This is a genomic window from Marinomonas balearica, assembly GCF_004362145.1.
Classification (GTDB): domain Bacteria; phylum Pseudomonadota; class Gammaproteobacteria; order Pseudomonadales; family Marinomonadaceae; genus Marinomonas; species Marinomonas balearica.
Genome location: NZ_SNXC01000015.1, coordinates 37,344 through 63,072 on the forward strand (window position 1 = coordinate 37,344; position 25,729 = coordinate 63,072).

At 44.9% G+C, this 25,729-nt stretch carries 23 protein-coding genes and 1 pseudogene; 11 read left to right on the top strand and 13 right to left on the bottom strand.

The genetic code is table 11. The features are described from left to right. Nucleotides 1-8 precede the first annotated feature (8 nt). Nucleotides 9-923 carry a LysR family transcriptional regulator gene (locus DFP79_RS15350; protein ID WP_133504832.1) on the bottom strand — a complete coding sequence of 305 codons (915 nt, stop codon included), beginning with the start codon at nucleotides 921-923 and terminating at the stop codon, nucleotides 9-11. A gap of 110 nt (nucleotides 924-1,033) precedes the next feature. Between DFP79_RS15350 and ttdA the strand changes: the two genes are divergently transcribed. Together ttdA and ttdB are read left to right on the top strand one after the other, a co-directional pair. Continuing rightward, a complete protein-coding gene (ttdA, locus tag DFP79_RS15355) occupies nucleotides 1,034-1,933 on the top strand; it encodes a L(+)-tartrate dehydratase subunit alpha (protein WP_133504833.1) in 900 nt (299 codons plus the stop codon). Further along, complete coding sequence (gene ttdB / locus DFP79_RS15360) at nucleotides 1,930-2,538, top strand: L(+)-tartrate dehydratase subunit beta (RefSeq protein WP_133504834.1); 609 nt, start codon at nucleotides 1,930-1,932, stop codon at nucleotides 2,536-2,538. Before ttdA ends, ttdB begins: the two co-directional genes overlap by 4 nt. Nucleotides 2,539-2,619: 81 nt before the next feature. Here ttdB and DFP79_RS15365 read toward each other — a convergent pair whose 3' ends face one another. Beyond that, nucleotides 2,620-3,096: an Lrp/AsnC family transcriptional regulator gene (locus DFP79_RS15365; protein WP_133504835.1), complete on the bottom strand. Its 477-nt coding sequence runs from the start codon at nucleotides 3,094-3,096 to the stop codon at nucleotides 2,620-2,622. Nucleotides 3,097-3,231: 135 nt separating this feature from the next. Here DFP79_RS15365 and DFP79_RS15370 point away from each other — a divergent pair, with 135 nt between their 5' ends. The 3 genes from DFP79_RS15370 (at nucleotide 3,232) to DFP79_RS15380 (ending at nucleotide 5,863) form a co-directional block, all read left to right on the top strand. After that, nucleotides 3,232-4,137 (top strand): DMT family transporter, encoded by a 906-nt coding sequence (locus tag DFP79_RS15370; RefSeq protein WP_133504836.1) that lies wholly within the window; start codon nucleotides 3,232-3,234, stop codon nucleotides 4,135-4,137. 85 nt (nucleotides 4,138-4,222) lie between these two features. Beyond that, nucleotides 4,223-4,519, top strand: a complete 297-nt coding sequence (locus DFP79_RS15375; RefSeq protein ID WP_133504837.1) for a 4a-hydroxytetrahydrobiopterin dehydratase — start codon at nucleotides 4,223-4,225, stop codon at nucleotides 4,517-4,519. Between the two features lie 15 nt (nucleotides 4,520-4,534). Then, the gene (locus tag DFP79_RS15380; protein ID WP_133504838.1) at nucleotides 4,535-5,863 is read left to right on the top strand and encodes a DUF2252 family protein; all 1,329 of its coding nucleotides are present in this window, start codon (nucleotides 4,535-4,537) and stop codon (nucleotides 5,861-5,863) included. A gap of 80 nt (nucleotides 5,864-5,943) precedes the next feature. On the opposite strand, the gene fliB is transcribed toward DFP79_RS15380, so the two are convergent. Continuing rightward, on the bottom strand, nucleotides 5,944-7,197 hold the full coding sequence (gene fliB / locus DFP79_RS15385; RefSeq protein WP_133504839.1) for a flagellin lysine-N-methylase: 1,254 nt from the start codon (nucleotides 7,195-7,197) through the stop codon (nucleotides 5,944-5,946). A 92-nt stretch (nucleotides 7,198-7,289) separates the two neighbouring features. Continuing rightward, a complete protein-coding gene (locus DFP79_RS15390; protein WP_133504840.1) occupies nucleotides 7,290-8,249 on the bottom strand; it encodes a LysR family transcriptional regulator in 960 nt (319 codons plus the stop codon). Between the two features lie 205 nt (nucleotides 8,250-8,454). On the opposite strand from DFP79_RS15390, the gene DFP79_RS15395 reads away from it, so the two are divergent. The 3 genes from DFP79_RS15395 to DFP79_RS15405 all read left to right on the top strand — a co-directional run bounded on the left by DFP79_RS15395 (nucleotide 8,455) and on the right by DFP79_RS15405 (nucleotide 11,350). Then, nucleotides 8,455-9,408 (top strand): DMT family transporter, encoded by a 954-nt coding sequence (locus tag DFP79_RS15395; RefSeq protein WP_133504841.1) that lies wholly within the window; start codon nucleotides 8,455-8,457, stop codon nucleotides 9,406-9,408. A 104-nt stretch (nucleotides 9,409-9,512) separates the two neighbouring features. Beyond that, the gene (locus tag DFP79_RS15400; RefSeq protein ID WP_133504842.1) at nucleotides 9,513-9,878 is read left to right on the top strand and encodes a VOC family protein; all 366 of its coding nucleotides are present in this window, start codon (nucleotides 9,513-9,515) and stop codon (nucleotides 9,876-9,878) included. Nucleotides 9,879-10,114: 236 nt separating this feature from the next. Beyond that, a complete protein-coding gene (locus tag DFP79_RS15405; RefSeq protein WP_133504843.1) occupies nucleotides 10,115-11,350 on the top strand; it encodes a Zn-dependent hydrolase in 1,236 nt (411 codons plus the stop codon). Here the strand turns inward: DFP79_RS15405 and DFP79_RS15410 are convergent. The 3 genes and pseudogenes from DFP79_RS15410 to DFP79_RS15420 form a co-directional block, all read right to left on the bottom strand. Then, the gene (locus DFP79_RS15410) at nucleotides 11,347-14,286 is read right to left on the bottom strand and encodes a hypothetical protein (protein WP_133504844.1); all 2,940 of its coding nucleotides are present in this window, start codon (nucleotides 14,284-14,286) and stop codon (nucleotides 11,347-11,349) included. The two genes, DFP79_RS15405 and DFP79_RS15410, sit on opposite strands and share 4 nt — an antisense overlap. Before the next feature lie 284 nt (nucleotides 14,287-14,570). Beyond that, nucleotides 14,571-15,148: pseudogene (locus DFP79_RS18265) on the bottom strand (IS30 family transposase); the annotation flags it as partial. A gap of 165 nt (nucleotides 15,149-15,313) precedes the next feature. Further along, the gene (locus tag DFP79_RS15420; protein ID WP_133504845.1) at nucleotides 15,314-16,780 is read right to left on the bottom strand and encodes an anion permease; all 1,467 of its coding nucleotides are present in this window, start codon (nucleotides 16,778-16,780) and stop codon (nucleotides 15,314-15,316) included. 300 nt (nucleotides 16,781-17,080) lie between these two features. Here DFP79_RS15420 and DFP79_RS15425 point away from each other — a divergent pair, with 300 nt between their 5' ends. Together DFP79_RS15425 and DFP79_RS15430 are read left to right on the top strand one after the other, a co-directional pair. Next, the gene (locus DFP79_RS15425) at nucleotides 17,081-17,596 is read left to right on the top strand and encodes a DUF7482 domain-containing protein (protein WP_133504846.1); all 516 of its coding nucleotides are present in this window, start codon (nucleotides 17,081-17,083) and stop codon (nucleotides 17,594-17,596) included. 125 nt (nucleotides 17,597-17,721) lie between these two features. Next, nucleotides 17,722-18,774, top strand: a complete 1,053-nt coding sequence (locus DFP79_RS15430) for an alpha/beta hydrolase family protein (RefSeq protein ID WP_133504847.1) — start codon at nucleotides 17,722-17,724, stop codon at nucleotides 18,772-18,774. Here the strand turns inward: DFP79_RS15430 and DFP79_RS15435 are convergent. Next, nucleotides 18,735-19,829 carry a helix-turn-helix domain-containing protein gene (locus DFP79_RS15435; RefSeq protein ID WP_133504848.1) on the bottom strand — a complete coding sequence of 365 codons (1,095 nt, stop codon included), beginning with the start codon at nucleotides 19,827-19,829 and terminating at the stop codon, nucleotides 18,735-18,737. The two genes, DFP79_RS15430 and DFP79_RS15435, sit on opposite strands and share 40 nt — an antisense overlap. Nucleotides 19,830-20,014: 185 nt before the next feature. Between DFP79_RS15435 and DFP79_RS15440 the strand changes: the two genes are divergently transcribed. Then, entirely contained in the window at nucleotides 20,015-20,596 is a 582-nt protein-coding gene (locus DFP79_RS15440) for a hypothetical protein (RefSeq protein ID WP_133504849.1), read from the top strand. Between the two features lie 71 nt (nucleotides 20,597-20,667). On the opposite strand, the gene DFP79_RS15445 is transcribed toward DFP79_RS15440, so the two are convergent. The 5 genes from DFP79_RS15445 to DFP79_RS15460 form a co-directional block, all read right to left on the bottom strand. Continuing rightward, nucleotides 20,668-21,345, bottom strand: coding sequence for a hypothetical protein (locus DFP79_RS15445; RefSeq protein WP_133504850.1), 678 nt, complete (start codon nucleotides 21,343-21,345; stop codon nucleotides 20,668-20,670). Nucleotides 21,346-21,435: 90 nt separating this feature from the next. After that, a complete protein-coding gene (gene eutC, locus DFP79_RS15450; RefSeq protein WP_133504851.1) occupies nucleotides 21,436-22,302 on the bottom strand; it encodes an ethanolamine ammonia-lyase subunit EutC in 867 nt (288 codons plus the stop codon). 9 nt (nucleotides 22,303-22,311) lie between these two features. Next, complete coding sequence (locus tag DFP79_RS15455) at nucleotides 22,312-23,724, bottom strand: ethanolamine ammonia-lyase subunit EutB (RefSeq protein ID WP_133504852.1); 1,413 nt, start codon at nucleotides 23,722-23,724, stop codon at nucleotides 22,312-22,314. 269 nt (nucleotides 23,725-23,993) lie between these two features. After that, a complete protein-coding gene (locus DFP79_RS17905; protein ID WP_166637718.1) occupies nucleotides 23,994-24,158 on the bottom strand; it encodes a hypothetical protein in 165 nt (54 codons plus the stop codon). Nucleotides 24,159-24,160: 2 nt separating this feature from the next. Continuing rightward, nucleotides 24,161-25,504, bottom strand: a complete 1,344-nt coding sequence (locus DFP79_RS15460; RefSeq protein ID WP_133504853.1) for an ammonium transporter — start codon at nucleotides 25,502-25,504, stop codon at nucleotides 24,161-24,163. Nucleotides 25,505-25,729 lie beyond the last annotated feature (225 nt).

Below are 25,729 nucleotides of genomic sequence, written 5' to 3' on the forward strand. Positions count from 1 at the left end.
GAAAGGTCCTACCAAAAGGATCTTTCTTTGTTTTCGCTGTTAAGAAATGAATCTTGAAGATAATCCAAAAAGCGCGTTAGCTTTGCCGATTGGTTTTGTCTTTCCATATAAACAGCGTAGATGTCGGCCTCGGGGGTTTCATAGTCTTCCAAGACGATTTCAAGCTTGCCTTGGCGTATGTATTTTGCCAAATCCCATTCCGCGCGCATGACCAAACCGTGACCGTCAATCGCCCACCGCAATGCGATTTCTCCATCATTGGTTACCATGTTGGCTTTCACTTTGATAACCTCTTCTTTGCCGTTTTGATAGAAACGCCACGCGCTTGCAACTTGTTGATTTTGTTTGATAATGATGCAGTTATGCTCAGCAAGATCGGCGGGGCTATTGGGTTTTGGATAACGTTTTAAATAGCTTGGCGCAGCGCAGACTAAACGTCTATTTGGGGCTATTTTTCGTGCAATGACACGAGAATCTGGGGCTTGCCCAAATCGAATACAAACATCAATGGAATCGTCGGGAAGCGTCATTGGTCGATCTGTCAGCATGAGTTGTATCTCAACAGCTGGGTTCTCGGATAGAAATTCTGAAAGAATGGGGGCAATGTAGGTTCTTCCAAAACCTAGTGGCGCATTAACCCGTAGGAGGCCTCTTGGTGTACTTCTGCGCTTGGTAATGACCGCTTCCATCTCTTCGATCTGTTCTTTAATGTTCTTTATGTACTCTAAATAGACCTCTCCTTCATTGGTTAAGCTTACTTTTCGAGTCGTGCGGTTAACGAGCCGAACTCCCAGACGAGATTCTAAATTAGTGAGTCTTTTCGTAACGGCTGAGGGCGTTAAGTTGAGCTCGCGTGCGGTGGCTGAAAGCGCTCCATTTCTTGCCAGAGAAATAAAGAAATCATACTCAGAAGTCGGGTCCACTGTTGCCTCCAGGGAAAAAGTGTCTGTCTTTTATTTTTAACTGATTTTATGCCAGAACCCTAGAATCATATCACCAGCCTATCGTAAAAAACCAATAATAAGGGGGAGATATGGGCAACGAGCAATCCATAGAACACATGTCGGATGTAATGAGTAGGTTCACCAGCTACATCGGCAAACGATTACCTACAGACGTAAAGAAAAAGCAGGCCGAGTTAAGAAAGAAAGAAAAAAACCCGATGGCCATTGAAATTTACGACACAATGGCAGAAAACCAAGAAGCGGCAGATAAGCTCGATAGACCGAGCTGTCAAGATACGGGCGTTATTCAGTATTTTCTTAAAGTTGGTGCCAAGTTTCCTTTGATTGGAGAGTTAGAGGAAATTCTACGTGCAGCAACGTTAGGTGCGACTGAAAGAGGGCCTCTTCGACACAATGCGGTCGAGACGTTCGATGAGAAAAATACCGGTACGAACACGGGATCTAATATTCCTTGGTTAGACTGGGAAATTCTTCCGAATGAAGACACCGCAGAAATCGAAGTGTACATGGCAGGCGGTGGTTGTACATTACCAGGCCACGCAAAAGTATTGATGCCGGGGCAAGGGTACGAAGGCGTAGCGGATTTTGTTTTTGACGTGATTACCTCGCGAGGCGTTAACGCGTGCCCACCATTGTTGGTTGGGGTTGGTGTGTCAACTTCCGTTGAAACGGCAGCACGTTTGTCGAAAAAAGCGATCTTGCGTCCTGTTGATACAAGCAACCCGAACGCTAATGCAGCCTTAATGGAAGAATTGTTAGAAGAAGGTCTGAATGAAGTTGGCATCGGGCCTCAGGGCCTAACGGGTGACAACACGGTAATGGGTGTGAACATCGAATCGTCTGCACGCCACCCTTCAACGATTGGTGTTGCTGTATCAACGGGTTGTTGGGCGCATCGTCGTGGAACCATTATATTTAATGCCGATCTGAGTTACGAAGTCATCTCTCACGAGGGTGTAACGCTATGAAAAAAATCTTAACAACGCCGATTACCGATGAGGCACTAGCGGATTTAAATGTGGGTGATATCGTGTATCTGACTGGTCACCTTGTAACCTGTCGTGACGTTGCTCACCGTCGACTTATTGAGTTGAAACAACAGCTTCCGGTTGATGTACGCGGCGGGGCTATTTTTCATGCGGGCCCAATTGTTCGCGAGAAAGACGACGGATCGTTTGAAATGGTCTCTATTGGCCCGACTACAAGTATGCGAATGGAAAAATTTGAGCGTCAGTTTATTCAAGAAACTGGCGTTAAAATGATCATTGGTAAAGGCGGCATGGGCGAAGAAACCGCTGCTGGGTGCTTGGAAAACAACGCTGTGCACGCCGTATTTCCTGGTGGTTGTGCTGTTGTTGCCGCGACAAAGGTTGAAGCTATAGAAGCTGCAGAGTGGCGTGATCTCGGTATGCCTGAAACGCTTTGGGTAAATCGTGTGAAAGAGTTTGGTCCTCTGATCATCTCAATCGATACCAAAGGCAATAACATATTCGAAGAAAACAAGAAGACCTTTAATGAACGTAAAGGCGCTATTCTTGAGCGAATTCACGAGAAGGTGAAGTTCATAAAATAGAATCGTTGTACTGCGATTGAGCAGACTCACTGATAAACGTTGCGAACCTAATGGCAGCCATTGGGTTTCGTAGCGTGTATTTTAAGTGATCGTTCTTTTGTCTTTTCTTATCGGGTATTCCAATCCTACTTTTACATTTTGCATCGCGATATTGGAATAAAACTTATGAATGTTCTTATCGTTCAGAAGTAGGTCTCGCGTAATTTCTTCATAATGTTGTAAGTTATCGGCTTTTACAATGAGAATGAAGTCATTTTCTCCTGCAACATAATAACATTGCTGCACACTGTTGAAGGATTGTGCTTTCTTTTGGAAAGCGCCGATAACGTCCGTTCCACCGCGCTTCATGGCGACTTCAACAATGACCGTAACGGCGTTTCCTAGTAGCGCTTCGTTAACCACGGCGATTTCTTTATCGATTATCCCCGTTTCTTTGAGCTTCTTTATGCGCCGTTGTACTGCCGTTGCGGACAATCCGATTTCTATTCCGAGTGTTTCCGTTGTTATCCGACTGTTTCGTTGCAATCGATCCAGTATTTCCAAATCAAAATTGTCCATAGTGCTCTCATGTGCAGAAAATCTTCTTAAAGTTTGAAAAAACGCAGTTAATCTTCTGGAGTTGTTGATGTTAGCCGCGAAACGAATGTTAAACGAGTTAGACTGTATAGCATAACTAAGAAAGGAGTAGAGGCAATGCAAGGTTTAGACAGCAGCACAATTAAAGGGATTTCGCTGGGGGTACTAGCGTCCCTAATATGGGGAAGTTGGCCAGTATTTTCAAAAGTCGCCTCGCTTCAACATCTGTCGCCTGTTGATATTGTGACATTGCGTTTTATTGTCTCAGGCGTTTTACTCCTGCCAATCCTGGTCTATCAAGCCGTTAAACTGAAGTATTTGTTTAGTAAAGGCTTGTTATTGGCGATAGGAGCCGGAGCGCCATATGCTTATTTGGCGACTACTGGGATTACGTATTCTTCTAGTGCTCACTTCGGCGCGATTGGCCCGAGCACTATGCTGGTGTTTTCTACGTTGGGCAGCATCTTTTTATTTAAAGAAAAAATATCGCTAGTCCGAGGCTTAGGCATCAGTCTTATTTTGGCGGGCGTCGTGCTGATAGCTAGCCGCAGTTTTGGTGACGGGAGCGAAATTAATCACGCTGTGCTGATGGGCGACTTGATGTTTGTCGGTTGTGGCGCTTTGTGGGCATCTTTCACCCTATTTAGCAAATACTGGAAAATTCCTTCTTGGGTGGCAACTGCGATGGTTTCGGTCGTGTCTGGTATCGCTTGTATTCCTTTTACGGCTCAGGTTGTGCAAGAGGTTCCGTGGGATCTTATTTTGCAGCATGGCTTCTATCAAGGCGTGCTTGCTGCGATCGTTGCTTTGTATTGCTATGCGAGAAGTGTCAGTTACCTCGGGGCGTCAAGAGGAGCGATATTCGCTGCGCTTGTCCCGCCTGTGGCATTGGTTTTGGGTGTCATTATCTTGGGTGAGACGATTAACTTGATCGAGTCCGTTGGTCTAACGGCGGTGTGTGTTGGAATGCTCTTTGCCTTAGGTTTAATTCGAATGCCGATTATTAAATCCAGAGCGGTTTAGAATGTTTGCTCTATTAGCGGTATAGAGCAGCATAAAGTTGTCTAAACTTAGGGCGATGACCTTAACCCAATTTAATGGATGAATTATGAACAAATTATCAGAAGAGCAAATTATCGCGGCGTTAATAGTGCTTAATCAGTCATTAGAGCATCCGTGGCGAATTGAAAACGAAAAGCTAACGAAACAGTTTCAGTTTAAGAATTTTTCTCAAGCATTCGGATTTATGACAGAATGCGCTTTGTATGCCGAGAAATTGAATCATCATCCAGAATGGTTCAATGTGTACAACAAGGTGAGCATCCAGCTTACGACCCATGATGTTGGTGGTATCTCTGAGCGTGACTTTGAGTTAGCTCGGACAATGGAGTCGGCGGCTAAGTAATGAATTGGAGAGTCCATGCCAGATAGAGTAGAAGAGCTAAACCAGGTTATGACCCGTGTTGACGGCGTAGCGCCGGGGTCCGGGTTGGAAAAACATCGAAAAATGGCCGTTAGCCCTTTTGTTATGCTGCGTGGTGCGTCGTCTGTTTTTTACCGCGACTTAGCCCACTCTAAAGTGGAATTGCCTCATGGAATCAATCAGTGGCCGCAAGCCATGATCATGGGGGATTGTCACATTTCCAACTTCGGCTTTTTCAGTGAAGAAGGTTCTCACGGTGAAGAGGTGATTTTTGCACCGAATGACTTTGATGATGCGTGCGTTGGCTTTGCGGGTTGGGATCTCCTCCGCTTTGGTGTGAGTTTGATCTTAACAGCCGATCATTGTCAGGGCGTCTTGGCGGGGCGTTATGTTCCGTTAGAACCGCTTTCTAAAAGCAAAGTCGTGGACGATGCAGCAGTACAAAACGCATTGTTATCATTTATCCATGGTTATCGTTCGGCGTGTGAAAAGTTAGTCGAAAAAACATGGGATTACAGCCATGTTCTCAACGGGTTTGATAATGAGCACATTCTGTTTAAACCCGAGCAAAAAGCGATAAAGCGTATGGACTCGGGGGAAGACTTTTTAACCAAAAGTTCGCTTGCCAAAGCGGTCGACCTAACCGTGGATTTAAGTGAACAATCACCGCGTTTTCGCGACATCTCGGATCGGTTTAGTCGAATAGAGGGTGCGGAATATCGAGAGTTAGAGAAAGCATTTGCGCCGTATGTCGATGATTCGATTTTGGACATTGTTGTTAGACTCGGCGCAGGAACTGGCTCGGTCAATATGACTCGATATTATTTACTTGTTGGCCCCAATCCATTGCTCTCAAAAGCAGAAATAAGCCTTTGCCACATTGTTGAAGTAAAGAAACAGCGAGCGGCGGCTCCCTTGTATGAGTTCCACGACCTTAGCCCGATTAATCAGCTTAACCCAGCTCACTTAACCGTTAATTGTCAGCGTCGTATGCAGCGCAACCCTGACCTTGTGTTAGACGACGTTATGTGGAAAAAAGCGCCTTGGCTGGTGCGCTCTCGACATCACGCTCGGGTAGGGATCGACCCAGAAGACATTGCATGTGGTAAGCGAGCTGAAAAAGGTGGTTTCGCGGATTATGCCGAAGCGTGTGGCGTCGTGCTCGCACTGGCTCATGCTCGTTCAGATCGCCGTTCGAATCAATTCGAGAAAGCGGTAGTGGAAACCTCTAGCGAGGCTTGGAGTGGCTTAATCCAATCGCAACGAGACTACGCCAAGCAGGTGACAAGTGATTGGGAATGGTTAAGGTCTGTTGAGTTAAATTAGCAAGTAAAATTTAGGAAGGTTAGACTGAATCTAAACCTTCCTTTTTATTCTGCAGAGCTCTTTTAATCAATAGTTTGCCATTACATCTGACTGAACAGCCAAAGATCATCAAGACCTTCTTCGTTCACTACATTGCGCAATGCTCTTTCCATGGAGCCTGAACGTTCGTGGTTTATCTTCCTGCAATACTGATATACCCAGTCGACAATCCATTCTTTTTTTGGCGTTAGCTCCTCTTGAGTTACTGTGTGAGCAGCTTGAATAACTAGGTGCAGCCGCAGCGCTAATGTGCGAACACAGAGCGTATGAAACCATTCCGTTAAACTATCTCCATAGTCTTTACCGATTGATGTTTCGGAGATAAATGGAAAACCGCACCGTGTAATCTCTGCCGCGACAAAACGTTTTAAGGTTGTTTGAATCCATACAGCATCAAGCTCATTATGATACTGCTTAAACAGCGGCAGGATTTTGACTCGTGTTGGTTCTGATGGCTGGGAAATAACCTCAAACGATTGCACAGCTTGTTGGCGAGGAAGGTCAGAAGCACTGGGTCGGTCAAGATGTTCCAATAAAGTTCCGAGTAACATTGTCACTTTCTCATAGTGCCTGATGCTATCTTCGGAGGGGTATTGGATGTCATTTTTACTCTGATTTATATTCTGACATCCGCTGTCTTGAATCTCGTGGTTCTGAATAGTACCGCTTGGTATGTCGCACTCGAATAGGATCTCAGGCCACGCATCTGTGGATGTCGATTCAAGTTTTGGGATAACAGATTGCAATGAGTAAAGCGTATTCTCGATACTGCATTTTTCATTGAGCACTAAGTTCAGCAAGTGGGATACGACACTTTTCCAGTTCGCGTCTGTAACGGGCTGTGCGTAACTTTTTGGAATAGCGCGACCGCCGCTGTGGTTATCAGGGAGTTTGCTTTCGATGAGGTCAAAAGGGTGCTCGTCAAATAGGCACTTTCGTGTGATTTCTGGGCAGCTCATCGTACCGCCTTTCGTAAAGTGTTCGCCAATGGAGCGATATAAACGAGGGTAGTTAATACAGGTATTAGACAGTACCGATTCCCCATGATCTCTGTGTATCGAGCAAAGGCCTGCTTCGTTGCCCGCGCATGTAGAGTCTTTGCGTGACATGATGTAACCACCATTGTCCTTCGCAATAATATTAAAAATGTTTGGATAATGTGTGCGGTATGTTTCGACCTGCTCGTCGTCTATCGCAATGCGCCAATCCCCACTGCAACAGTTATCCTCACAGCTATCAGCGAGGCAATTAAACTCTTCTATGTAGTTAAATCCGAACGTCATTTGAGGCTGCATGCTTGTTTTCCATTTGCTAAATATCCTGAACTAGGTGGCATATAAGCCTCAGAAGTTCGATATGAATCGATGAAAAATTTAAGCAAGACTTGTTAAATCGGTTTGCTTGCTTGTTCTTCGAGTAGAAGAGAAGCGTTGAGACGTTCGCTGATTCTAGGGGCTGAAAACTCAATAAATTGGCGAATCTGTATCGGAACATAACGAGACTGCGTATGTTGCGCAAACACGGTGCCGTGATAGGTGCCATTAAAATGCCAATCAGCTAATAGAGGTATTAGTTTTTCTGAATGAATCTCATCTCGGATGGTGAATTCTGGAAAGGCAGATATGCCCAGATCTCTTAGAACGGCTTCTTTTCGTATTTCGGAATGGTTACTGGAAAAATTTCCTTGGGTTTTTACTTTTTCCAGCGACCCTAACTGGTCAAAATGCCAAATATGGTCACCTTCAAATTCTCCTAGAGAAATGCAGTTATGTTTACTTAAATCACTGGGTTTATGGGGCGTTGATTCACGTTCTAAGTACGTTGGGCTTGCGCAAACGATCTGTTTTACGCTGGCAATTTTTCGGGCAACTAATCCTTCGATAGGGTGATTGGTTAATCGATAGAGTAAGTCTACTTCGCCACTGGACGGATCGATAATATGATCTGACGCTGTTAATTTAATGGTTAATTCTGGGTGCTCTTGCATAAACTCAAACACAATGGGAGAGAGGATCAATTTAGTGAATGCTTTGGGCGCACAAATTCTCAGCTCTCCGTTTAAGAGAGTCTGCTGAGACTGAGTGATTTCTACCGCAGATTTTGCTGCGTTTAGCATGTTTTTAGCGGCTTCAAATACTTCTCGACCGATAGCATTCAAGGCCACTCTTCGTGTGGTTCTTTCCAATAACTTGGTTGATAGCCCTGCTTCAAGCTTTGATATGGTTCGACTGATCGAAGAAGGTGGTAATCCTAGTTTCTTACCTGCGTTGGTGAAACTGCCTTCTTCCACTACCGCTACCAATACAGCCAGCTCGGGTAAAAGTTCCATTAATTTATGTGGCGTCATAGAGGCATCTCATCTGTTATTTAAAGATCTCAGTATATTGATATCAAATTAGCAAAATAGATTTGTTTATTCTAATGATTATTGTCTGTTGGTTATTAATTAACATAGTAGGCGATTTATCAACCGGGATAAATATGCGACTTGCTGTTTGATAGGGTTCAGCTTTGAAGCATGTGTTAAACCCTAAAAACACCAAGGTGATCATATGAAATCAGCGCAGTATTATGCTCAAACAATGAAACTTCCCATAACCGAGATGATGCTTTTAATGGTCGCAGTTGTATGGGGCACAAGTTATGGGTTAACGAAAGAAGCGCTGGTGTTTACTGGTGTGTTTACCTTCATCGCATTGCGATTTGGCGCTACATTTTTATTACTGCTTCCTCATCTTATAAAAGCGTCAAAAGAGGGATTCAATACGGATTGGAAGCGTGTTGTGCCAACGGGTTTTATTTTACTGGCGATTTTTATTTGTGAAGTCGCAGGGATTGCATTGACCAGTGCGACCAACGCCGCCATTTTAATAAGTTTATCGATGGTAATGACTGCACTGGTAGAAAGCCTAACGTCAAAAAAATGGGTTTCAAAACCGCTGATAATCGCCTCTGTTACCAGTGTTTTTGGCGTTTTTTTATTGGCGTCTGAATCGTTAGATACGCTGACTCCACACTCTGATCTTGATTTTTTACATCTTAATAGTGGTGATTACTTTATATTGGGCGCCGCGCTTTTAAGAGCCATTATGGTGACGGCAACGAAATATCTCACACAAGATAAACGCATCACGTCATTGAGCATGACCGCCATTCAATCAGCCATTGTCTCATTGGGAGGTGTTTTGTGTGCGATAGTATTGGACGGTAAAGCGTTTGCAAATCTAACTGCAGAACAAATGTCCTTTGTGCTGCCTATATCAAGCTACTTTTGGGCAATCACGGCTTATCTAATACTTTTTGCGACTCTGTTTGCATTCTTTGCTCAAAATTATGCCGTAAGATCGCTTTCCTCCACCAAAGTGGCGTTGTTAATGGGGAGCGAACCCTTATTCGGCGCTTTGTTTGCCGCTATGTGGCTAGGGGAAAGTTTGACAGTCGTACAGATGTTCGGAGCTGTGATCATCATCATGAGTGTTCTCTATGTATCGATAAAGGATGATTAACCTTTCTTCCATGATATAGCCCCATTTCCTGCAGGCTTATAGCATTAATCGCTGATATATTTAAAATACATTCATTCGAATAAATATAATGCGGTGAGGAAACTATGAACCTAAGTGCGGCCCGTGTCTTTGTCCGAAATATTGAAGATGCAAAAGCCTTTTATGAAAACATAGGCTTAACGTTGGAGTGCTACAGCTCTGACACTCAGGTGTGCATTTTTAATACGGGTAAAACAAAACTCATTCTTGAGCTGTTAACGGAAAGTGAATCGAATTCTGAGCAATCGCTCCTTGGTCGGTTTACCGGACTTGCTTTTGATATAAGCGATATTTTTGCAAAATATGAACAATTAAAATTGTCTGGTGTGGAATTCAGCGGTCAGCCAGAGCAGCAACATTGGGGCGGTTGGCTAGCCACGTTTTTAGACCCATCTGGGAATGAGTTGCAGCTCGTTCAGTATACGGATTAGTTACCTTCTAGCGGTCTTCCCTTACACGTCTTTTTCTTTGATATTCGTCTTGCCGTACAGACGAATATCAAATGCCGTTTCTTAATTTCTTTTGTATATTTTCTGCTCTTTGATGTTTTCGTTTGCTTTCTTCCTTTGATGGCTCTTTAAAGAAAACGCACGTTTTGAATCGAGTCTACGTCTTAAATTGGCCTACTTGTTGCTGCTCATCTTCCATCGTGGATGGGAGTAAAAAAATGTCAAATTTACGGATCAATCAGGAACGTCTTTGGGCGTCTTTGATGGAAATGGCTAAAATCGGTGCCACAAAAAACGGAGGTTGTAACCGGCTTGCGGGAACCGATCTCGATAAACAAGCCAGAGATTTATTCGTTTCTTGGTGTAAAGAAGCGGGTTGTGACGTTTATATCGATAAAATAGGTAATATATTTGCCAGACGATCGGGAAAGGACAACCGAGCCCCAGCGGTTGCAACGGGCAGTCACTTAGATACACAACCTACGGGAGGTAAATTTGACGGTGTGTTTGGTGTTCTGGCTGGCGTTGAGGTACTGCGGACGCTACATGAAAATAACATACAAACGCCTACGGCAATGGAGTTTTCTGTTTGGACCAATGAAGAAGGGTCAAGGTTTCAGCCCGCGATGCAAGGCTCCGGTGTGTATGCTGGGCGATTTGATTTAGCGACGGAATTAAACAAAACCGATGAAAATGGCGTTCAACTTGGCGATGAATTGAAACGAATTGGCTACTTAGGTAAGGAAGAAATAGGCAGTCGTCATATCGGTGCCTTTTTTGAAGCGCATATAGAGCAAGGCCCCATACTAGAAGACGAAAATAAAGCCATTGGCGTTGTGCGATTAGGCCAAGGTATTCGTTGGTACAATGTTGAGGTGAATGGGCGAGAGAGTCATTCCGGTACGACGCCCATGCATTTGAGAAAAGATGCAATGGTGCCAGCGTCTCTCATCATCGCGGAACTAGAGCAAATAGCATTGCGACATGAAAATGGCTTGGGAACGACGGGGTTTATGCAGGTTTATCCGAACTCTAGAAATACCATACCGGGCAAGGTGACTTTCAGTGCCGAACTGCGCAATCCTTCGTCAGATACACTTCTTACCATGCATCAAGAGCTCATTTCATTTTGTGAGAACGTATCACGAGACCGAGATATTGGTATCAAAGTTGACCCATTTTGGTACTTCGCCCCTGTTGAGTTTAGTGCATCGGATGATGTAAAAGCGGCGACGGAGTTACTTGGTTATAGCCACATGGACATTTATTCTGGAGCGGGGCACGATGCTTGCTATATGGCGGATTTGGTACCGACCGGGATGATTTTTATTCCGTGTAAAAATGGCATTAGTCACAATGAAATCGAATACAGCTCACCCGAGCAATGCGCAGTAGGTGCAAACGTTTTGCTGCATTCGATGTTGCAGGCAAGCGAGCGGATGGTGAAGTGTTAGTTTGTATAGCCGAGATCCATTCTAAGTTGTCTCAGTTTACTGTCCATTCTGTTTTGCTCTGTGTCGTTGATGGTTTGGATATCGCTGCCTGATGTTGAATGGAAGTTTTCAGGTGGTGTATGTTCATGCTTCTCGAACCGTTCTAGGCAAGCTGTTGCTTTATTCAGATCACCTTTGTCAATGAGTCGCTGCATTAAATCCAGTTGTGTGGTGTTGTCTAGGGTACTAAACATGACACTCAGTGTGGCTTCTTTTTGAGGCAGGGCAGCTTGTTGGAAAACGCCATCTGGGATCGTAAGGAGCTGTTGTGGGATCCCCGACCAACCGGGGAGCCGCTGAATAGCCGAGGTAAGAGATTGCAGTCCTCGTAATTGCTGATTCTTGGACGTACTTTTCATATCTGCCATGCTCATGTGTGCTTGCAGCGCCAAAACGCCAGAGCGTCCCGAAGAAGACACCCCTGGTAGACCTGATTGAATCAAGCCGCTCAATAACTCGTCAACGATGGGCCGATCTTTTCCTATTGTCCATTGCTCTGGCTTGGTTGAATGCATGATGAGCTCTCCCAAGTGGTTCATAACAGACGTTATTTTATTGAGAGTATATCCTCGCGCGCCGTTTAGAAGTGGCTTTAAATGCTGAGAATCGAGTGAGCTGTTTAGCCTTTCAGAATCGCCGACTTTGGGTTTTTCCAGTTGCGCGGCAACGTGAAGTTTTTGCCAAAGTGCAGGTTTTACATGTGAGGGAATACGTACCGATTTGATTGCATCATTGGCAATGCTATGTATCAACGTTTGGGCTTGATCGCAGCTCCACTGTTGTCGGTCTTTCTTCATTAAAAGGCTAGGAGCATAGAGTTGTTCAACAAGCTCGGACTGACTCTCTTGCCCGAAAGACAGTCTGGTTGCCACTTGATTGTCTATTGGAGTCATGGTTCTGGTGGTCTGATTAAAACCAAAACTGTCCCTTGAAGGAGTATATAAATCGCTGAAGTGACTGCTTCGACTAAGAGGAATGTTTTTTGAACCTGCTTCAAGGTGTAAAGACAGAGAATGAGGCTGACTTTCCTGTATTAATGCGCCAAACGGCAGATGCGCTTCATTGTAATCAAAGGCTTGATGCTCATTTTGTCCGCTGAACAGGTTGTTGGCTGAAAAGGCGCTGTTTTCAACGGCGCGATCCAGCAAATTAAATTCATGCTCTCGACACCCAAGCATATGAACGAGCAATTGAGCATCGTTGTTGTCGATCAAATTTAGATCTTTCTCTATGTCGTTTAAGTATTGATTGACGAGCTTGTTGTCTGAATCGTTCGCCGAAATCATACCAATGCCCCCAGCCATCACTTTTGCCGATCCAAGGTTTGCGTATTTTTGGTAACTCTTACAAACAATGATTTTTAGCTTATTCTGAGCCACCTCATCTCCAAAACGCTGGCAGAGCGTATCGATATCACCGCGTTTTTCTAACGTCGCATCAAGAATGCAATACAGAGGTTGATTGGAGGTATCTTTGAGGTCTCGTTGCGCCAGTTTCTGGCTTAAAGAGGAAGACAGTGCGTCGATCCCCCATGGTGAGTCACCGTTTTTTCTCGGCGTACTGTGATTGAGTGTCGCATAGACAGTATCCGCGTTGTCAGATTCCACCATTCGGTGATACCTGAGCTGATCTACTTCATAATAGACAGGGCTGGTGCCGTGCTTTTTGGAAGACAACTCTTCGATATTGGCTTTTCCAGTAAGCTGTTCGGCAATCTCAAAACCCAATGCGAGCGCTCCCATACCTGAACTGACTAGGTGAACTGGTGGTGTTGGCACGGTTGATGGTAGACAGTCGGACGTTAAGAGCTGTTTGGATACCTGATGGAAATCTTCACTGTTGTAGGGCTTTGTTGTGCTCAGGCTGACTTGAAGCTCCTCGATCAGTGCTTGATAAGCCGTATTGAATTTTCGACTGTCATGACAAAGCTCCGGCAATGAATCTGCAATGTTCTTCATCGTAGATAAGCTGTTGGCAAGGATGGGATTCTGATTGTGTGCATCCATGGTCTCTTTTGCATCAAATACATCAATCAGTTGATCCACTAAATCGGCAGCGGCGTGTGCAAGCTTTGCGGGGCCGATATCATCCGGGATAGCCCTAAGTCGGTCACTGATATTGTGTGAAACGGATTGAAACGATTCGAGGAGCTTTTGATTGTTGATGTTGGGGTTGGGAGTAAAATTCTGGGTTTGATCTGTCGATGTAACGGAAAATGCAGAAGGTCGAGCACCATAAACGTCGACTAATTTACGAGCGGCTCCGACACTCGCTTGATGCTGAAATTCCAACGCATACATACTGTTTTTCAAAGGCTTTAAGTGTTTTTCGATATGTTGCTCCGGTGTGCCAGCAATGTCTTTCGTTCCTCTAAAATGTTCCAAAATCTGTCCCGCCGCATGTCTACTGTTAACGAATAAGACGGGCTTACGGCGTTGACCAACAGCCGATTTATAGACTGCGTCACAGGCATCCTGATAATCGAATGAAGGTCTGTCTCGGAGGTAATCAGACTCTAAATCGTTGGCCATGGTCAATTGCTTTAAATGATCTTTCGTAGGGCGATCAGGGGCAGCAAACGTGAGACCGTATTGAGCTACAATCTCTACTGCTCCTTTAAATTGAGCTAAATCGGTTTTTCGAATCTGAGAGTAGAGTGCGCCGCTCGCGCCTTCAAAATTTACCGTACGGTCAAAGCGTAGATGTCGCTGTGCACTTTGATTGAGAGCGTTATCCGATTGAGTCAGATCGACCAATCGCTTTTTGAGCTGGTTCTTACGGAGAGCTACTTCGGTATCATCTAGGCTGTGGATAGGTTTGTGAGCGTGTTCCGAAGGTGTCGGATGAGCAAATGTACGAGATCGAACAAGGGCATGAGTCGGTGTAAATGCAGCCACAGTGATTATACCTAATGAAGTGTTTAAACTTTAAGTAGGTCGTATGACTAAATGGTTCCCTTTGGGTGGTCAATCTGTGTCGATAATGAGCGAAGGAAAAGTAGACCTAGCATGCTTAATGTGCTGTCAGACCTACTTTTGTAACGGCAGTTTAATAGCGTGATTTAAAATTTCGGCAGTAGAGCGTCTAGCCTTTTTTAAACACAGTTATTGACGTCGTTATTTTGCCGTCCAGTTTATTTCTACAGGAGTATGCAGACCATCGGCTAGGTCTTTTGCACATACCTCGAATTCACTTTCTTTATCAAGTAAAAACGCGTCTTTCGCTCAAGTTGCGTGACAATCGAGCCTGTTCCACTTTTACGTAAAAGCGTGTCTATCTCCCAATCTCCAAAACGTTTACGCGTATCGACAATATCAGGACGCTCTTCTATGAATACCTTTTGTTCGTTTGCCTTTCCGATAGCGCTTATGACCCTGTCTTAAGTGTCGTAAAGTGCTCCTTTGAGCCTTTTATCATCATGAATGTACTGATTCCACTCATGACTGACTGGAACGCCACATAGTCTCAATACGTTAGATACTTGCTCTGGACTCCAATCAACCTCAATAAGAGTCCGTATATAATTGATCGTTTTTGTTGGTATTCGATACTTTTCAGACCTCTTTCGTCTTGTTAGGCAAAAAGAATGTGCTTCCTTAGGGCAATAGTGTTTCGCTTGCCTGTTACGCTTTATTTCACTATAAACCGTGGCTTTATGGCACTTAATGGCATTAGTGATATCGGACAATGACATTTTTTTGTTCTAAAAGAGCTGAAATCTGGCATAGTTTCCCCTTCGGTCAACTGCTGATAATTCATGTTTGTACTGCTTGTTTTTGTGGTGAAAAGAAGTGTACCAACTTCAACTGTTGGCTTCTTCTACACCTGTTTTGCAGTGCCGCACTTATTATCTGAATTTAGGAGCAATGTATTAGGATGACTCCTTGGGTAATTGGGATTGACGTCCGCCTTGTTTTTGAAACACTACCAATACCCTAGCGCTTTCCACCATAGACCTCCGGCGATACACCAAATTCCGAGATTTACCACGCTCATAACAAAGCCTGCTTTCCACCAGTCACCCATTGAAACATAGCCAGATCCGAAAATAATGGGAGAGGTGCCAGTAGCATAATGAGTTAAAGACATCATCAGAGAAGACGCTGCGGCCATAAGTAAGCCTAGTATGAGTGGCGGCGCACCCAGCGCAATACCTGCAGCGAAAATAGCGGCGAACATGGCGGTAATATGCGCGGTCGTGCTGGCAAAAAAGTAGTGTGTGTAGAAGTAAATTAAGACCAATATAGAAATAGAAGGGATCCACCCCAGCCCAAGATGAGTAATGTTTGTTTCGACAACGCCAGAAAACCAAGCGATTAACCCAAGTTTATTGAGATACGTTGCCATCATAATGAGGGCTGCGAACCAAGTGATTGTATCCCAAGCAGATTTTTCTTTTAAAACGTCGTCCCACGTCAGTACGCCAGTCACGAGAAGCACACTGAGCCCTAGCATCGCAGTCGTCGTAGTGTGTACTTTAAAGTCATCACCAAACAGCGCCGCAGGCAGTCCTGTCCAGAGTACGAGAAGTAGAGTAAACACTGCGATCATGATCTTCTCTTGGGTGCTGGTTTTCCCCATTGCTCGCAATTTTTGTTGGGCAAACTTTGTCGCATCCGGTGTGTGTTTAATTTCTGGAGGATAGAGGAAGTAGAGCACTAATGGCATGAGTAATAGACATAGCAATCCTGGAACTAAAGCCGCCAATGCCCACGTACCCCAAGAGATACTGATTTCTGCTCCGGTGGCATCAGCGATCAGCTTTACGATCAGCGGATTTGGGGCGGTCGCAGTAATAAACATGGCGGACGTAATGGGGTTGGTATGGTAATTCACGAGAGCCAGATAGTGACCAATTTTTCGTTGAGACCCTTCTTCAGCGGAGGAATGAAAACTCTCGGCAATGGACCTCATAATAGGGTGAACAATCCCACCCCCTCGTGCCGTATTGCTCGGTGTGACTGGAGCGAGTACCAATTCAGAAAGAGCTAAAGCATAACCAACGCCTAATGTTCGTTTGCCGAAGATCGAAATAAAGTAATAGCCAATGCGCTGTCCTAAGCCAGTTTTCGCGAGCCCTCTCGAAATGATAATGGCAATACCAATCAACCAAATAAGAGAGCTTGAAAAGCCGCTCAACGCATCTTTGATAGCTTGAGACGGACTGTTGCTGGTTACGCCAGTAAAAGCGACAAAGAAAATGGCAATAAGCGCAACCGCACCAATTGGCATAGCTTTACCAATAATGGCAATAATTGTTGCGACAAATAGAGCGAGTAAATGCCAAGCATTGACATCAACGCCATTGGGTACCGGGATAATAAACCACAATATTAAGGCGGATAGAACGGAGAGAGAAGCGGGTATTAAACGAACATGAGGTGATTGCATACAATACAAATCCTAATGAGTGTATTACACAAATGGATGTCTACTAAGGTGCTTTCTACTGAGGCGCTCTCTATTAAGACCCTTTGAGAAGCCGCTTATTCAAAGTACTGGTGAGACTGTATCGGAATTGTTTATGTCGCAACGTGATCTTAATCAAGGGTAAGTATTAAGATATTGGCGAATTGAGTGTGAGAAAACCTTAGAATCCCTTCCCAAAGCCACTATACTCTTAGACCAAAGGCATACATAGAAAGTGCCACTAGCATTGTAATTAATGTCGCGACCACTAAGGGATGTGTTATGAAGACCAAATTCGTTTTATCCTGCTTGCTGGCTGTTTTTTTGACAGCTTGTTCATATCAACCGTATAAAGATAAATCAACGCAAATACGTATACCTGTGTTCAGTGCATGGTATGAAGGAAAAGAAGTATTTTATATAACGACTGATGTATCCGATAAAGCAATGGCGAAACAAATGAAAGCAAACTATGCACCGCGTTTGCGAGACGCCATTCCTCGTTACCCTAAACCGCCTCAAGTAAAAACCGCGTTAGAGCGTGTTTATGGTTTCCCCGGCGGAGAGCAACGCAACGTGTTTCCTTCTGCACCGTGGCCGGTTGGCCCTGAAAGTACGGACGAGCAGTACTCACCACTCTGGCTTATGTATTGGGTAAAATGGGTTGATTCTTCTAAGGCTTATGAATTGAAATCGGAAGGCGATATTTATGCCGCTGAGCGAAAAGGGCTTGTAACGATCGAGCGTACGCGCATTGTGGTGAATTGTCCTGTGGTACCGAACCCCGACGAACCTTAGAACTTTTCCGCTAAAATGTCCTAAAACGCGATTGAGAACGGCCTGAATCCTATTTCAGGTCGTCCGTTCCTGGTTTTCCTTCCAATATTGTTGCGACTCATCGATTAATGACCTTTGGAGCAACAATGCACACAGTTATAAAAATATTCTTATCTGGGCTGATTACGAGCCTACTGATCTCGTCCGCGATAGCCGATAACGTTGGCTTGACGCATACCCCCGTTTATTCTGACTCTACGCGACCGTTGGACGCAACGATATGGTACGCCACAGAACAGAGTGAGCCGCAGTCTAAGATCGCAGACAATATTGTGTTCAAAGGGACGTATGCGGTTAAAAATGCGGCTCCGAAATTAGATCGCTACCCTCTCGTATTACTTTCTCATGGTTATCACGGAAACTGGCGTAATCTAAATTGGTTGGCGACCCGCTTGGTGCAACAAGGCTATTTGGTCGCGGCAGTAGACCATCCGGGAACCTCAAGTTTTCGACACGATAAAATCGATGCAGAACAATGGTGGGAGCGACCAGTAGACATCTCTCGTTTGTTGACTTGGTTACAAAAAGAAAGTGATTGGCAAGCAAGCATAGACGACTCTAACATCAGCGTTATTGGTCACTCTTTGGGCGGCTGGACTGTTATGTTATTGGCTGGGGCGACAGTAGATTACGCATCGATGCGTCAATATCACGATAAGCATCCAAGTCCTCTTGTAGAAAGCGTGAGTGAGGAAATGAGATTTGACATAGCGAAGCCCCTCAATCGTGTTTTGACAGACCGTCGCATTCAATCGTTTGTGAGCCTTGATTTGGGGGGAGCACATTCGTTTTCTGACGAAAGTTTAGAGCAAATTAATAGGTCTGTTTTAGTTCTGAGTGCGGGTATTGATATTGGGGCTCTTTCGGTTGAAGGTGGTGCTATTGATTATTTGTCTGAGGACAAGGAGTCTGGGCACATTGCGAGAAAATTACCACGTGACTCAGTGCAATATAAAGTCTACCCCGAGGCAACACATTTTAGCTTTGTGCAGCTATGTAAGCCGAATGCCTACCAGATATTAGAAGAGGAACTCTCTGGAGACGGCATAATCTGTTTGGATGGAACAATTAAAACGCGCGAACAAATGCACGATGCAATTTATCGCGACGTCAGTGTGTTTTTAACCTCACGCCGATAAGCGCTTGGTGTTCGTTCCACCACCCGAGAAAACTCTCGGTTAAAGTTCGATTTCGTCTGAAACCCGGAATTTAAATACACCTGAGTAATCGTATCGTCTGTATCAAGGAGAAGTGCTTGAGCATGGGCGATACGATATTCATTAATGACCTGTGATACGTTTCTTTGGTGTATCAAGTTAATGGCTGCGGAAATTTGTCTAGCAGGAATACACACCTTTCTAGCCAAACGATCCAGTGTGAGGTCGGGATCCAAATAAACTTGTCTGTCTTTCATATAGCGATCGATATTTTCGACAATGGCATTGGCTTCTTCCTCTGAGAGCGAGTTACTGTTTGCGTCTGCCTTTGTGGCTTTTTCTTTTAATGTCACCGTGGCAGAGCTTTCTTCACTTATCGGCGCTAGCTCTTCAGTGTCATCATGACTGGAATCGGAGTGAATACTCACACTGATTCTTACGACTGAAATGGCTAAAAGTGGCAGGATGAGAGCGTGTCCAAATGTGAGTATGAGCATGGAATGTCGACCGTCAAATACAGCGAAATCGACAGCAAAAGCCCCGTCTATCATAGCGGACAACAGCAGCATTATTCCGGCGGCTCTTTCTGCTTTTATTGCATTAGGAATGTCGCCAAGACGAACGTGTGTCGGGATATTTTCTTGTTTTATGGACAGTCTAAGCAATGCAATTCCATATACGGCATAAAGAGTCGTTAGAATCGGATCGAGAGGCGGTCGCCAAAATGGGTAGGTGAACGACGCGACAAACAGAAAAACGGGTGGAACAAAGTGCCAGTAGCTAAAGCCTGTTTTACGGTGTGCGCGTGCAAAACAATACCACGCTGTCGCAGGAATAAGTGACGCCAAAATAGGCTGTAGAAACCTAAATAAAGTGATGTCTGTCGACCATCGCAGACCAACAATAGTCGTGGTCAGTGCACACAAGGTCAGAAATAAAAATGCAGGGCGTTCATCTTTCTCATCCCTGAAATACATCACCATTGCCAATATAGAAAGTAACAGAGCGACGACAAATGGAAGCGGAATAGCGATCATAACGTGTCCTTCGTAATAAATGAGTGCGAAGCGTGTCTTATATCGTGATCTAAAACGTCCTCAATCGTGCATAAGGACGTATTTTAGTGCATTTAGTCACATTCTAGCCTCATTGAAATGGAGTTAGTAGCAGCCCAATGCGATTGGTCAAAATAGGTTGATGCTCCACAAAATGAGGTAACAGCATGCAACATTATTCTTTCAATATCGAATGTCTAGAAACAATGTCCGACAGGACAAAGAAGCAAAGCACAACATTGAGTGTGGTGCGGTCTCGTCTATTGTCTGCAATCATGATCGTACTATCGATGTTGAGTCTCCCAGCGAGTTCCTCAGGAACCGTTAAAATGCCCTTCGCGATTCCAGAAGATGCATTGGGCGTGGTTTCTATTAAGTCTCCGACAGTGGGTTCTTTACTGTATTTAAGGGGGCTGGCCGGAAAAGGGGATTTTGTCCGAAAAGACAGCAGTTTTCTGTGCTACCGAAGCACAATAAGAATTGCTGCGGGCGACTTTAACGGAGAAGGAATCTCAATCCGTGGTGCTGAGCCAATAGTGTTGGTTGTTTACGATGAGGGTGCCGTCGAGAAATTACGACAAGGTGATGAAATTGTCAGTGAAGACTATGAGGTTTCAGTTGTTGGGCAACCTCATGGTGATATGGAGATTATATCCGGTCTAAGCCTGTCTCACGGGTTTGTGTTGAATCCGGGAGAATGGTCTCTGTCGTCATTGCTTGGTATTAACGAAGATCCGGTCGGCTGTTGAGGTTGGCTAGAACGATAACATTAGCTGTAATTACGCAAAGCGATGAGCGTTAACTCATCGCTTTTTTCACATTAATCTTCGGAATAACTGAATATGCGATAGATAAAAATAGTCATAATTATCGTAACAATTTCAGCGACGACCATATACAGAAAATGGGTTAGGTATTTCAGTGCTGGCAGCAGTTCGATAATGAAGGATTCAATTTCACTTAACGCAATATTGGATACAAACATCGCGACATAGGCGATAAGAATGATTTTGAAATAGCCCTTCGTTTTTTGCCAGCTCGCTTTTAACGCAGACACAGCATCCATATTGCTGAGCACAACATAGTAGGCCGACAACGAGAAACGCACCATTAAAATGATACCGGGGACAATAAACAGCATCAGTCCTGATGTGATGGCTAAACCACCGAGTAAATACACCATCACAATGGGGAAGATTTTACTCATGCCAATCAGCAAGCTGTTTTTGATGCTGGGCGTTCCGCGACGAACGGAAGCGACATAGGAAATGGCGAGTGCGCTGAATAAAAAACCAACAATGGTTGAAACCAATATGGGCAACATGAGTGACTCTGCCGTCATACTGTCTTCTGAGGCGCTAATGTCACTTGAAATACCACCAAGCAATGCAATTTCTATTACGTAGTAGACAACGCTCATAAAGACCGAAAGCAGCAAAAAGTCTTTTTGGTGTTTCTTAAACAGGTATAGAGCGTCGTCTAATGTTGCCTTTAGCATTATTGAATCCATAAGCAGAGAAAAACGAGAGAGTAGCAACCCTATTCATTGCTGTAAATCCTCTCGATACCGACTTTGTGATGAAACACTTTAAGAAATTAGAAAATTTTCAACACCGCCGTCGTGTTCAAGGACTTCATCGCCTGTTCGGTCCTTTAAGTTAACGCCAGACAATTTCTTAGTGCGCGCTTCTGTCAGTAAATACAGAGTTTTATAACTCGCATCAGAGTAGCTTAGGCCTGCCATACGAATATTTGAGATGCAGTTTCGATACGCGTCGGTCAAACCCGTTTTAGGCGCCCATGTTAAGTACAAGCCCATACTGTCGGGTGAACTTAACCCCGGTCTTTCTCCTACCAGCACAACAACACATTTTGCATTAAGCAATTCACCAATATGGTCGCCGATGGCAACTCGACCTTGTTCGACAACACACAACGGAGCAATGTTCCAAGGTTCTGCTTGAGAGGTTAACTGAGGCACTAGGGTGCTCAAGAACGGCGTGATATTTTCTTCAATGGCAAAGGCAGACAACCCATCGACGATGGCAAAGGCAAGATCGTATTCTTCATTCGTGTTCGAACGGTATTGTGTAAGCTGTTCGACGGAGCGCTCGTCTAACATGCGGCCGTAATCAGGGCGTTGTAAGTACTCAGGTCGATCGCTAGCCTTACTGTGAAGCTTGAGGACAGTATTGCTTGGGTTCCACGCTTGAGCTTCTAAATGTTTGATGAGCTCGTCTGAGTTAAGTGGCGTATGGACGGCATCTTGGGCTTTTGCGTGAGCAAGTTGGAAGCTCATTAAGTGTTTGGTTGGCACGCTCACCCCTGCACGACCAAGGCCGATGCGCGCGTCTGTAAAGGAGCGCAGACGTTCCCACGGGTTTTCTACGACTGCGTCTTCAATCGGATGGCGGGGAAAGTTACTCTGTGTTTCTTCAGAAAATTCTTTGCTCATCTTTTTATCCTAATGTCTTCCGATCAAACGATTAAGTGACTGATGGAACGCATCGGGCACTTGATGGTTCAGCGTAAAGTGATCGTTATTTTGGAATATCTCAACTTTTTTGAGCCATTCGTTGAATTCAGGTGCGGGCTTTAAACCGAGAGCTCGACGCGCATACAACGCATCATGAAAAGAGGTTGTTTGATAGTTGAGCATGATGTCATCAGAGCCCGGTATTCCCATAATAAAGGTACAACCAGCGACGCCTAATAACGTAAGCAAGTTGTCCATATCATTTTGGTCTGCGTCCGCATGGTTGGTGTAGCAAACATCGCATCCCATCGGTACGCCGAGGAGCTTGGCGCAAAAATGGTCTTCAAGACCGGCACGGATGATTTCTTTTCCGTCGTAGAGGTATTCTGGCCCGATAAAGCCAACAACGGTATTTACCAATAACGGATTAAATTTTCGAGCAACCGCGTATGCACGCGTTTCGCAGGTTTGCTGGTCAACGTTATGATGAGCATTGGCGGATAAAGAGCTTCCCTGACCGGTTTCAAAGTACATAACATTGTTGCCGACCGTACCGCGATTGAGAGAAAGTGCCGCATCGTGCGCTTCTGCAAGGGTGTTTAGGTTAAACCCAAAACTGTCATTGGTGGCTTGTGTCCCACCAATGGATTGAAACACCAAATCCACAGGCGCGCCTTGTTCAATGGCTTCGATCGTATTTGTTACGTGGGTTAAGACACACGACTGGGTTGGGATTTCATATTGATCAATGACGTCCCCCATCATTTTGATAAGACGACACGCTTGAGCCACGTTATCTGTCGCGGGGTTTATCCCAATAACCGCATCACCGTTGGCATAGAGAAGGCCATCTAGCATGCTGGCTGCGATGCCTGTTAAGTCGTCAGTCGGATGATTCGGTTGTAAGCGCGTCGATAGATGTCCGGGGAGGCCAATGGTGTTGCGAAACGCCGTAGTAACGTGACATTTTTTGGCTACCAAAATGAGATCTTGATTGCGCATGATCTTGCTAACAGCAGCCGCCATTTCCGGTGTAACACCCGCACGGATTTGTTTGAGTACAGCGGGGCTTGCTAAGTCACTGAGAAGCCAATCACGAAATCCGCCGACCGTTAAATGAGAAATAGGGGAAAACGCTTCTTTGCTGTGTTCATCAATAATCAGGCGTGTGATTTCATCGTCTTCATATGGGATGAGCAAGTCTTCAAGAAACTGCTTTAGTGGTACATCGGCCAATGTCATTTGAGCAATAGCGCGTTCTTCTGCGTTATCTGCCGCGACACCTGCTAATCGGTCTCCAGAGCGTGCAGGCGTTGCTTTTGCCATTAACTCTTTGAGATCTCTAAAACCGAATGTCTTTTCACCGACTGTATGGCGAAACTGAAAAGAAGGTGTGCTCATAGCCGAGTCTCTGTTTTCTCTATTTAATTAATATTAAAGGAAATAATGGGAATCTGTATATCGAGTGGTGGTAGATGCTCAATATGTTTACTTATTACATATAAATTGTGTTTTTTCACCTGTTTTTATTGCATCTTTGCCGAAGTAAGTTGTTTGTTTTACGGGGTTTTGTCTATCAAAAATGCTGTGAACTAAAAGTGAAACGATATGAGCTTAAGTGAAAAAACGCTCTCCCACTTAGGGAGGTGGGAGAGCGCGAGCACTATTTATTATTTGTACTCTTCAAACGCCTTGTCTTCGTGCTTTTTGATCGTAGAGATTAAGCCCGCTACGATCGCCGCTGCGCCAATGCTGAATAGAACAAGAGCAAGCGGGTTGTCAGCAAATGTGAAGTAAGCTGATACGTTTTCCCATGAAGTAATAGATGTACCCATGATTAAGCTCCTTGAGTTTCTAAGCTAGTTTTAGCTGGAACGTCAGTTTCTGGGTAAGGTTTCGCCAGAATCTCAACTTCGTCGATACCAATGTCTTCGGCTTTATCTGGAACACGTAGCATGTCCGCTTTCTTAAGCGCGTAAGAGATTAGGTAACCTGGTAGGAAGCCAACAACTGCCATAACCAGAGCAGAAACAGTTTGTCCGTATAGAGAGATCTCTGGGTTGCCGTCTACGTTTGGCGTACCACCGGCGAATACACCGACTAGGATAACCGCAACGAAGCCAACAAAACCGTGAACCGTAACTGCGCCAACAGCGTCGTCGATTCCTGCTTTTTCAAGAGTTTGTGCCGCTTTAACAGCAATGAAGCCCATCGTTGTCGCAATGATGAAAGCAAGACCTGGATCGTAAAGATCAAGACCAGCAGCAACCGAGATGATGCCACATAGACCGCCAGACATCGTCCAGAAAGGATCGCGGCTAGCAATGTAACAACCGATCACACCACCTGCGAAGCCCATTAGTGTATTGAACGCGAATGCAGATAGGTTTGTAGGAGTGTTGTAAATTGTCGTCCAACCTGTTTCACCACCGTTAAAGATGATACAGCCGCCTAGGAATCCGAAGAAACCGAAGATGATCATCATAAGGCCGATAAGTGTCATTGGTAGGTTATGAGGTGGAATCGCTTGAGCGATGCCATTGATGAACTTGCCTTTACGTGCGCCAAGGTTCATTAGAACACCTAGAGTGAAGAAACCAGCGACAGCGTGAACAACACCGGATGCACCTACATCGTGGTAACCCAGTTCAGTCAACAACCAACCGTCTGGATGCCAGCCCCAAGCACCTGCAAGAATCCAAACCGCGCTACCTAGAACAACAGTAAGAATCAAGAAAGCACTGACGCGGATACGCTCGATAACGGCACCGGAAAGGATCGAACCCGTTGTCGCGCCGAACAATGCGAATGCAGCCCAGAAGATACCTGTGCCCATGTCTTGTACGTCTGGCCCCATGCTTTGCGCCCAAGGAAGAGCAGCAGATGCTTCAGCAGGAATAAGACCACCTGGGAATGCGTTGTAAATCCACCAGCCGAACAGGTAGAACGTCGGAATAATAACCGCAAGGGCTAATACGTTTTTAATGCCTGCTGCTAGCGCGTTTTTACTGCGCGACGCTCCCATTTCGTAAGCAAGGAACCCTGCATGGATCATAACCATGATGGCAGTACACCACCAGTAAAACACTTCGACATTCATCGATTGATGCATTTCGAATACTGCCTGCTGCGCATCGAGCGCGGCTTGCAAGGATTCGAGCGTTGGAGTTTCTGTGCTCATTTGGATGCCCTCTTGAGATTGATTAATCTGTTTTCATTTTGTGATTGTTATATACAGCTAGCGAGATGCGCTAAGTGCAAAAAATGTTGTCTAACAGAAGTAATTTTCTGATTCCTTCAGCATTTACTTTCATTTTTATGACCAGCTGTATTTACCGTTTCCTCGGCACATCTTTTGCTGGTCTATATTCGTTAGTAATAGTAAGACGGTCATTCAGTTTTTAGT

Coding starts and splice junctions, on each gene's coding strand:
- ttdB (WP_133504834.1), top strand. CDS start 1,930: ATGAAAAAAATCTTAACAACGCCGATTACCGATGAGGCACTAGCGGAT.
- DFP79_RS15400 (WP_133504842.1), top strand. CDS start 9,513: ATGAACCTAAGTGCGGCCCGTGTCTTTGTCCGAAATATTGAAGATGCA.
- DFP79_RS15445 (WP_133504850.1), bottom strand. CDS start 21,345: ATGCTAAAGGCAACATTAGACGACGCTCTATACCTGTTTAAGAAACAC.
- DFP79_RS15460 (WP_133504853.1), bottom strand. CDS start 25,504: ATGAGCACAGAAACTCCAACGCTCGAATCCTTGCAAGCCGCGCTCGAT.
- DFP79_RS15440 (WP_133504849.1), top strand. CDS start 20,015: ATGCAACATTATTCTTTCAATATCGAATGTCTAGAAACAATGTCCGAC.
- DFP79_RS15455 (WP_133504852.1), bottom strand. CDS start 23,724: ATGAGCACACCTTCTTTTCAGTTTCGCCATACAGTCGGTGAAAAGACA.
- DFP79_RS15365 (WP_133504835.1), bottom strand. CDS start 3,096: ATGGACAATTTTGATTTGGAAATACTGGATCGATTGCAACGAAACAGT.
- fliB (WP_133504839.1), bottom strand. CDS start 7,197: ATGCAGCCTCAAATGACGTTCGGATTTAACTACATAGAAGAGTTTAAT.
- DFP79_RS15425 (WP_133504846.1), top strand. CDS start 17,081: ATGAAGACCAAATTCGTTTTATCCTGCTTGCTGGCTGTTTTTTTGACA.
- ttdA (WP_133504833.1), top strand. CDS start 1,034: ATGGGCAACGAGCAATCCATAGAACACATGTCGGATGTAATGAGTAGG.
- DFP79_RS15375 (WP_133504837.1), top strand. CDS start 4,223: ATGAACAAATTATCAGAAGAGCAAATTATCGCGGCGTTAATAGTGCTT.
- DFP79_RS15430 (WP_133504847.1), top strand. CDS start 17,722: ATGCACACAGTTATAAAAATATTCTTATCTGGGCTGATTACGAGCCTA.
- DFP79_RS15380 (WP_133504838.1), top strand. CDS start 4,535: ATGCCAGATAGAGTAGAAGAGCTAAACCAGGTTATGACCCGTGTTGAC.
- DFP79_RS15435 (WP_133504848.1), bottom strand. CDS start 19,829: ATGATCGCTATTCCGCTTCCATTTGTCGTCGCTCTGTTACTTTCTATA.
- DFP79_RS15395 (WP_133504841.1), top strand. CDS start 8,455: ATGAAATCAGCGCAGTATTATGCTCAAACAATGAAACTTCCCATAACC.
- DFP79_RS17905 (WP_166637718.1), bottom strand. CDS start 24,158: ATGGGTACATCTATTACTTCATGGGAAAACGTATCAGCTTACTTCACA.
- DFP79_RS15405 (WP_133504843.1), top strand. CDS start 10,115: ATGTCAAATTTACGGATCAATCAGGAACGTCTTTGGGCGTCTTTGATG.
- DFP79_RS15370 (WP_133504836.1), top strand. CDS start 3,232: ATGCAAGGTTTAGACAGCAGCACAATTAAAGGGATTTCGCTGGGGGTA.
- DFP79_RS15420 (WP_133504845.1), bottom strand. CDS start 16,780: ATGCAATCACCTCATGTTCGTTTAATACCCGCTTCTCTCTCCGTTCTA.
- DFP79_RS15390 (WP_133504840.1), bottom strand. CDS start 8,249: ATGACGCCACATAAATTAATGGAACTTTTACCCGAGCTGGCTGTATTG.
- eutC (WP_133504851.1), bottom strand. CDS start 22,302: ATGAGCAAAGAATTTTCTGAAGAAACACAGAGTAACTTTCCCCGCCAT.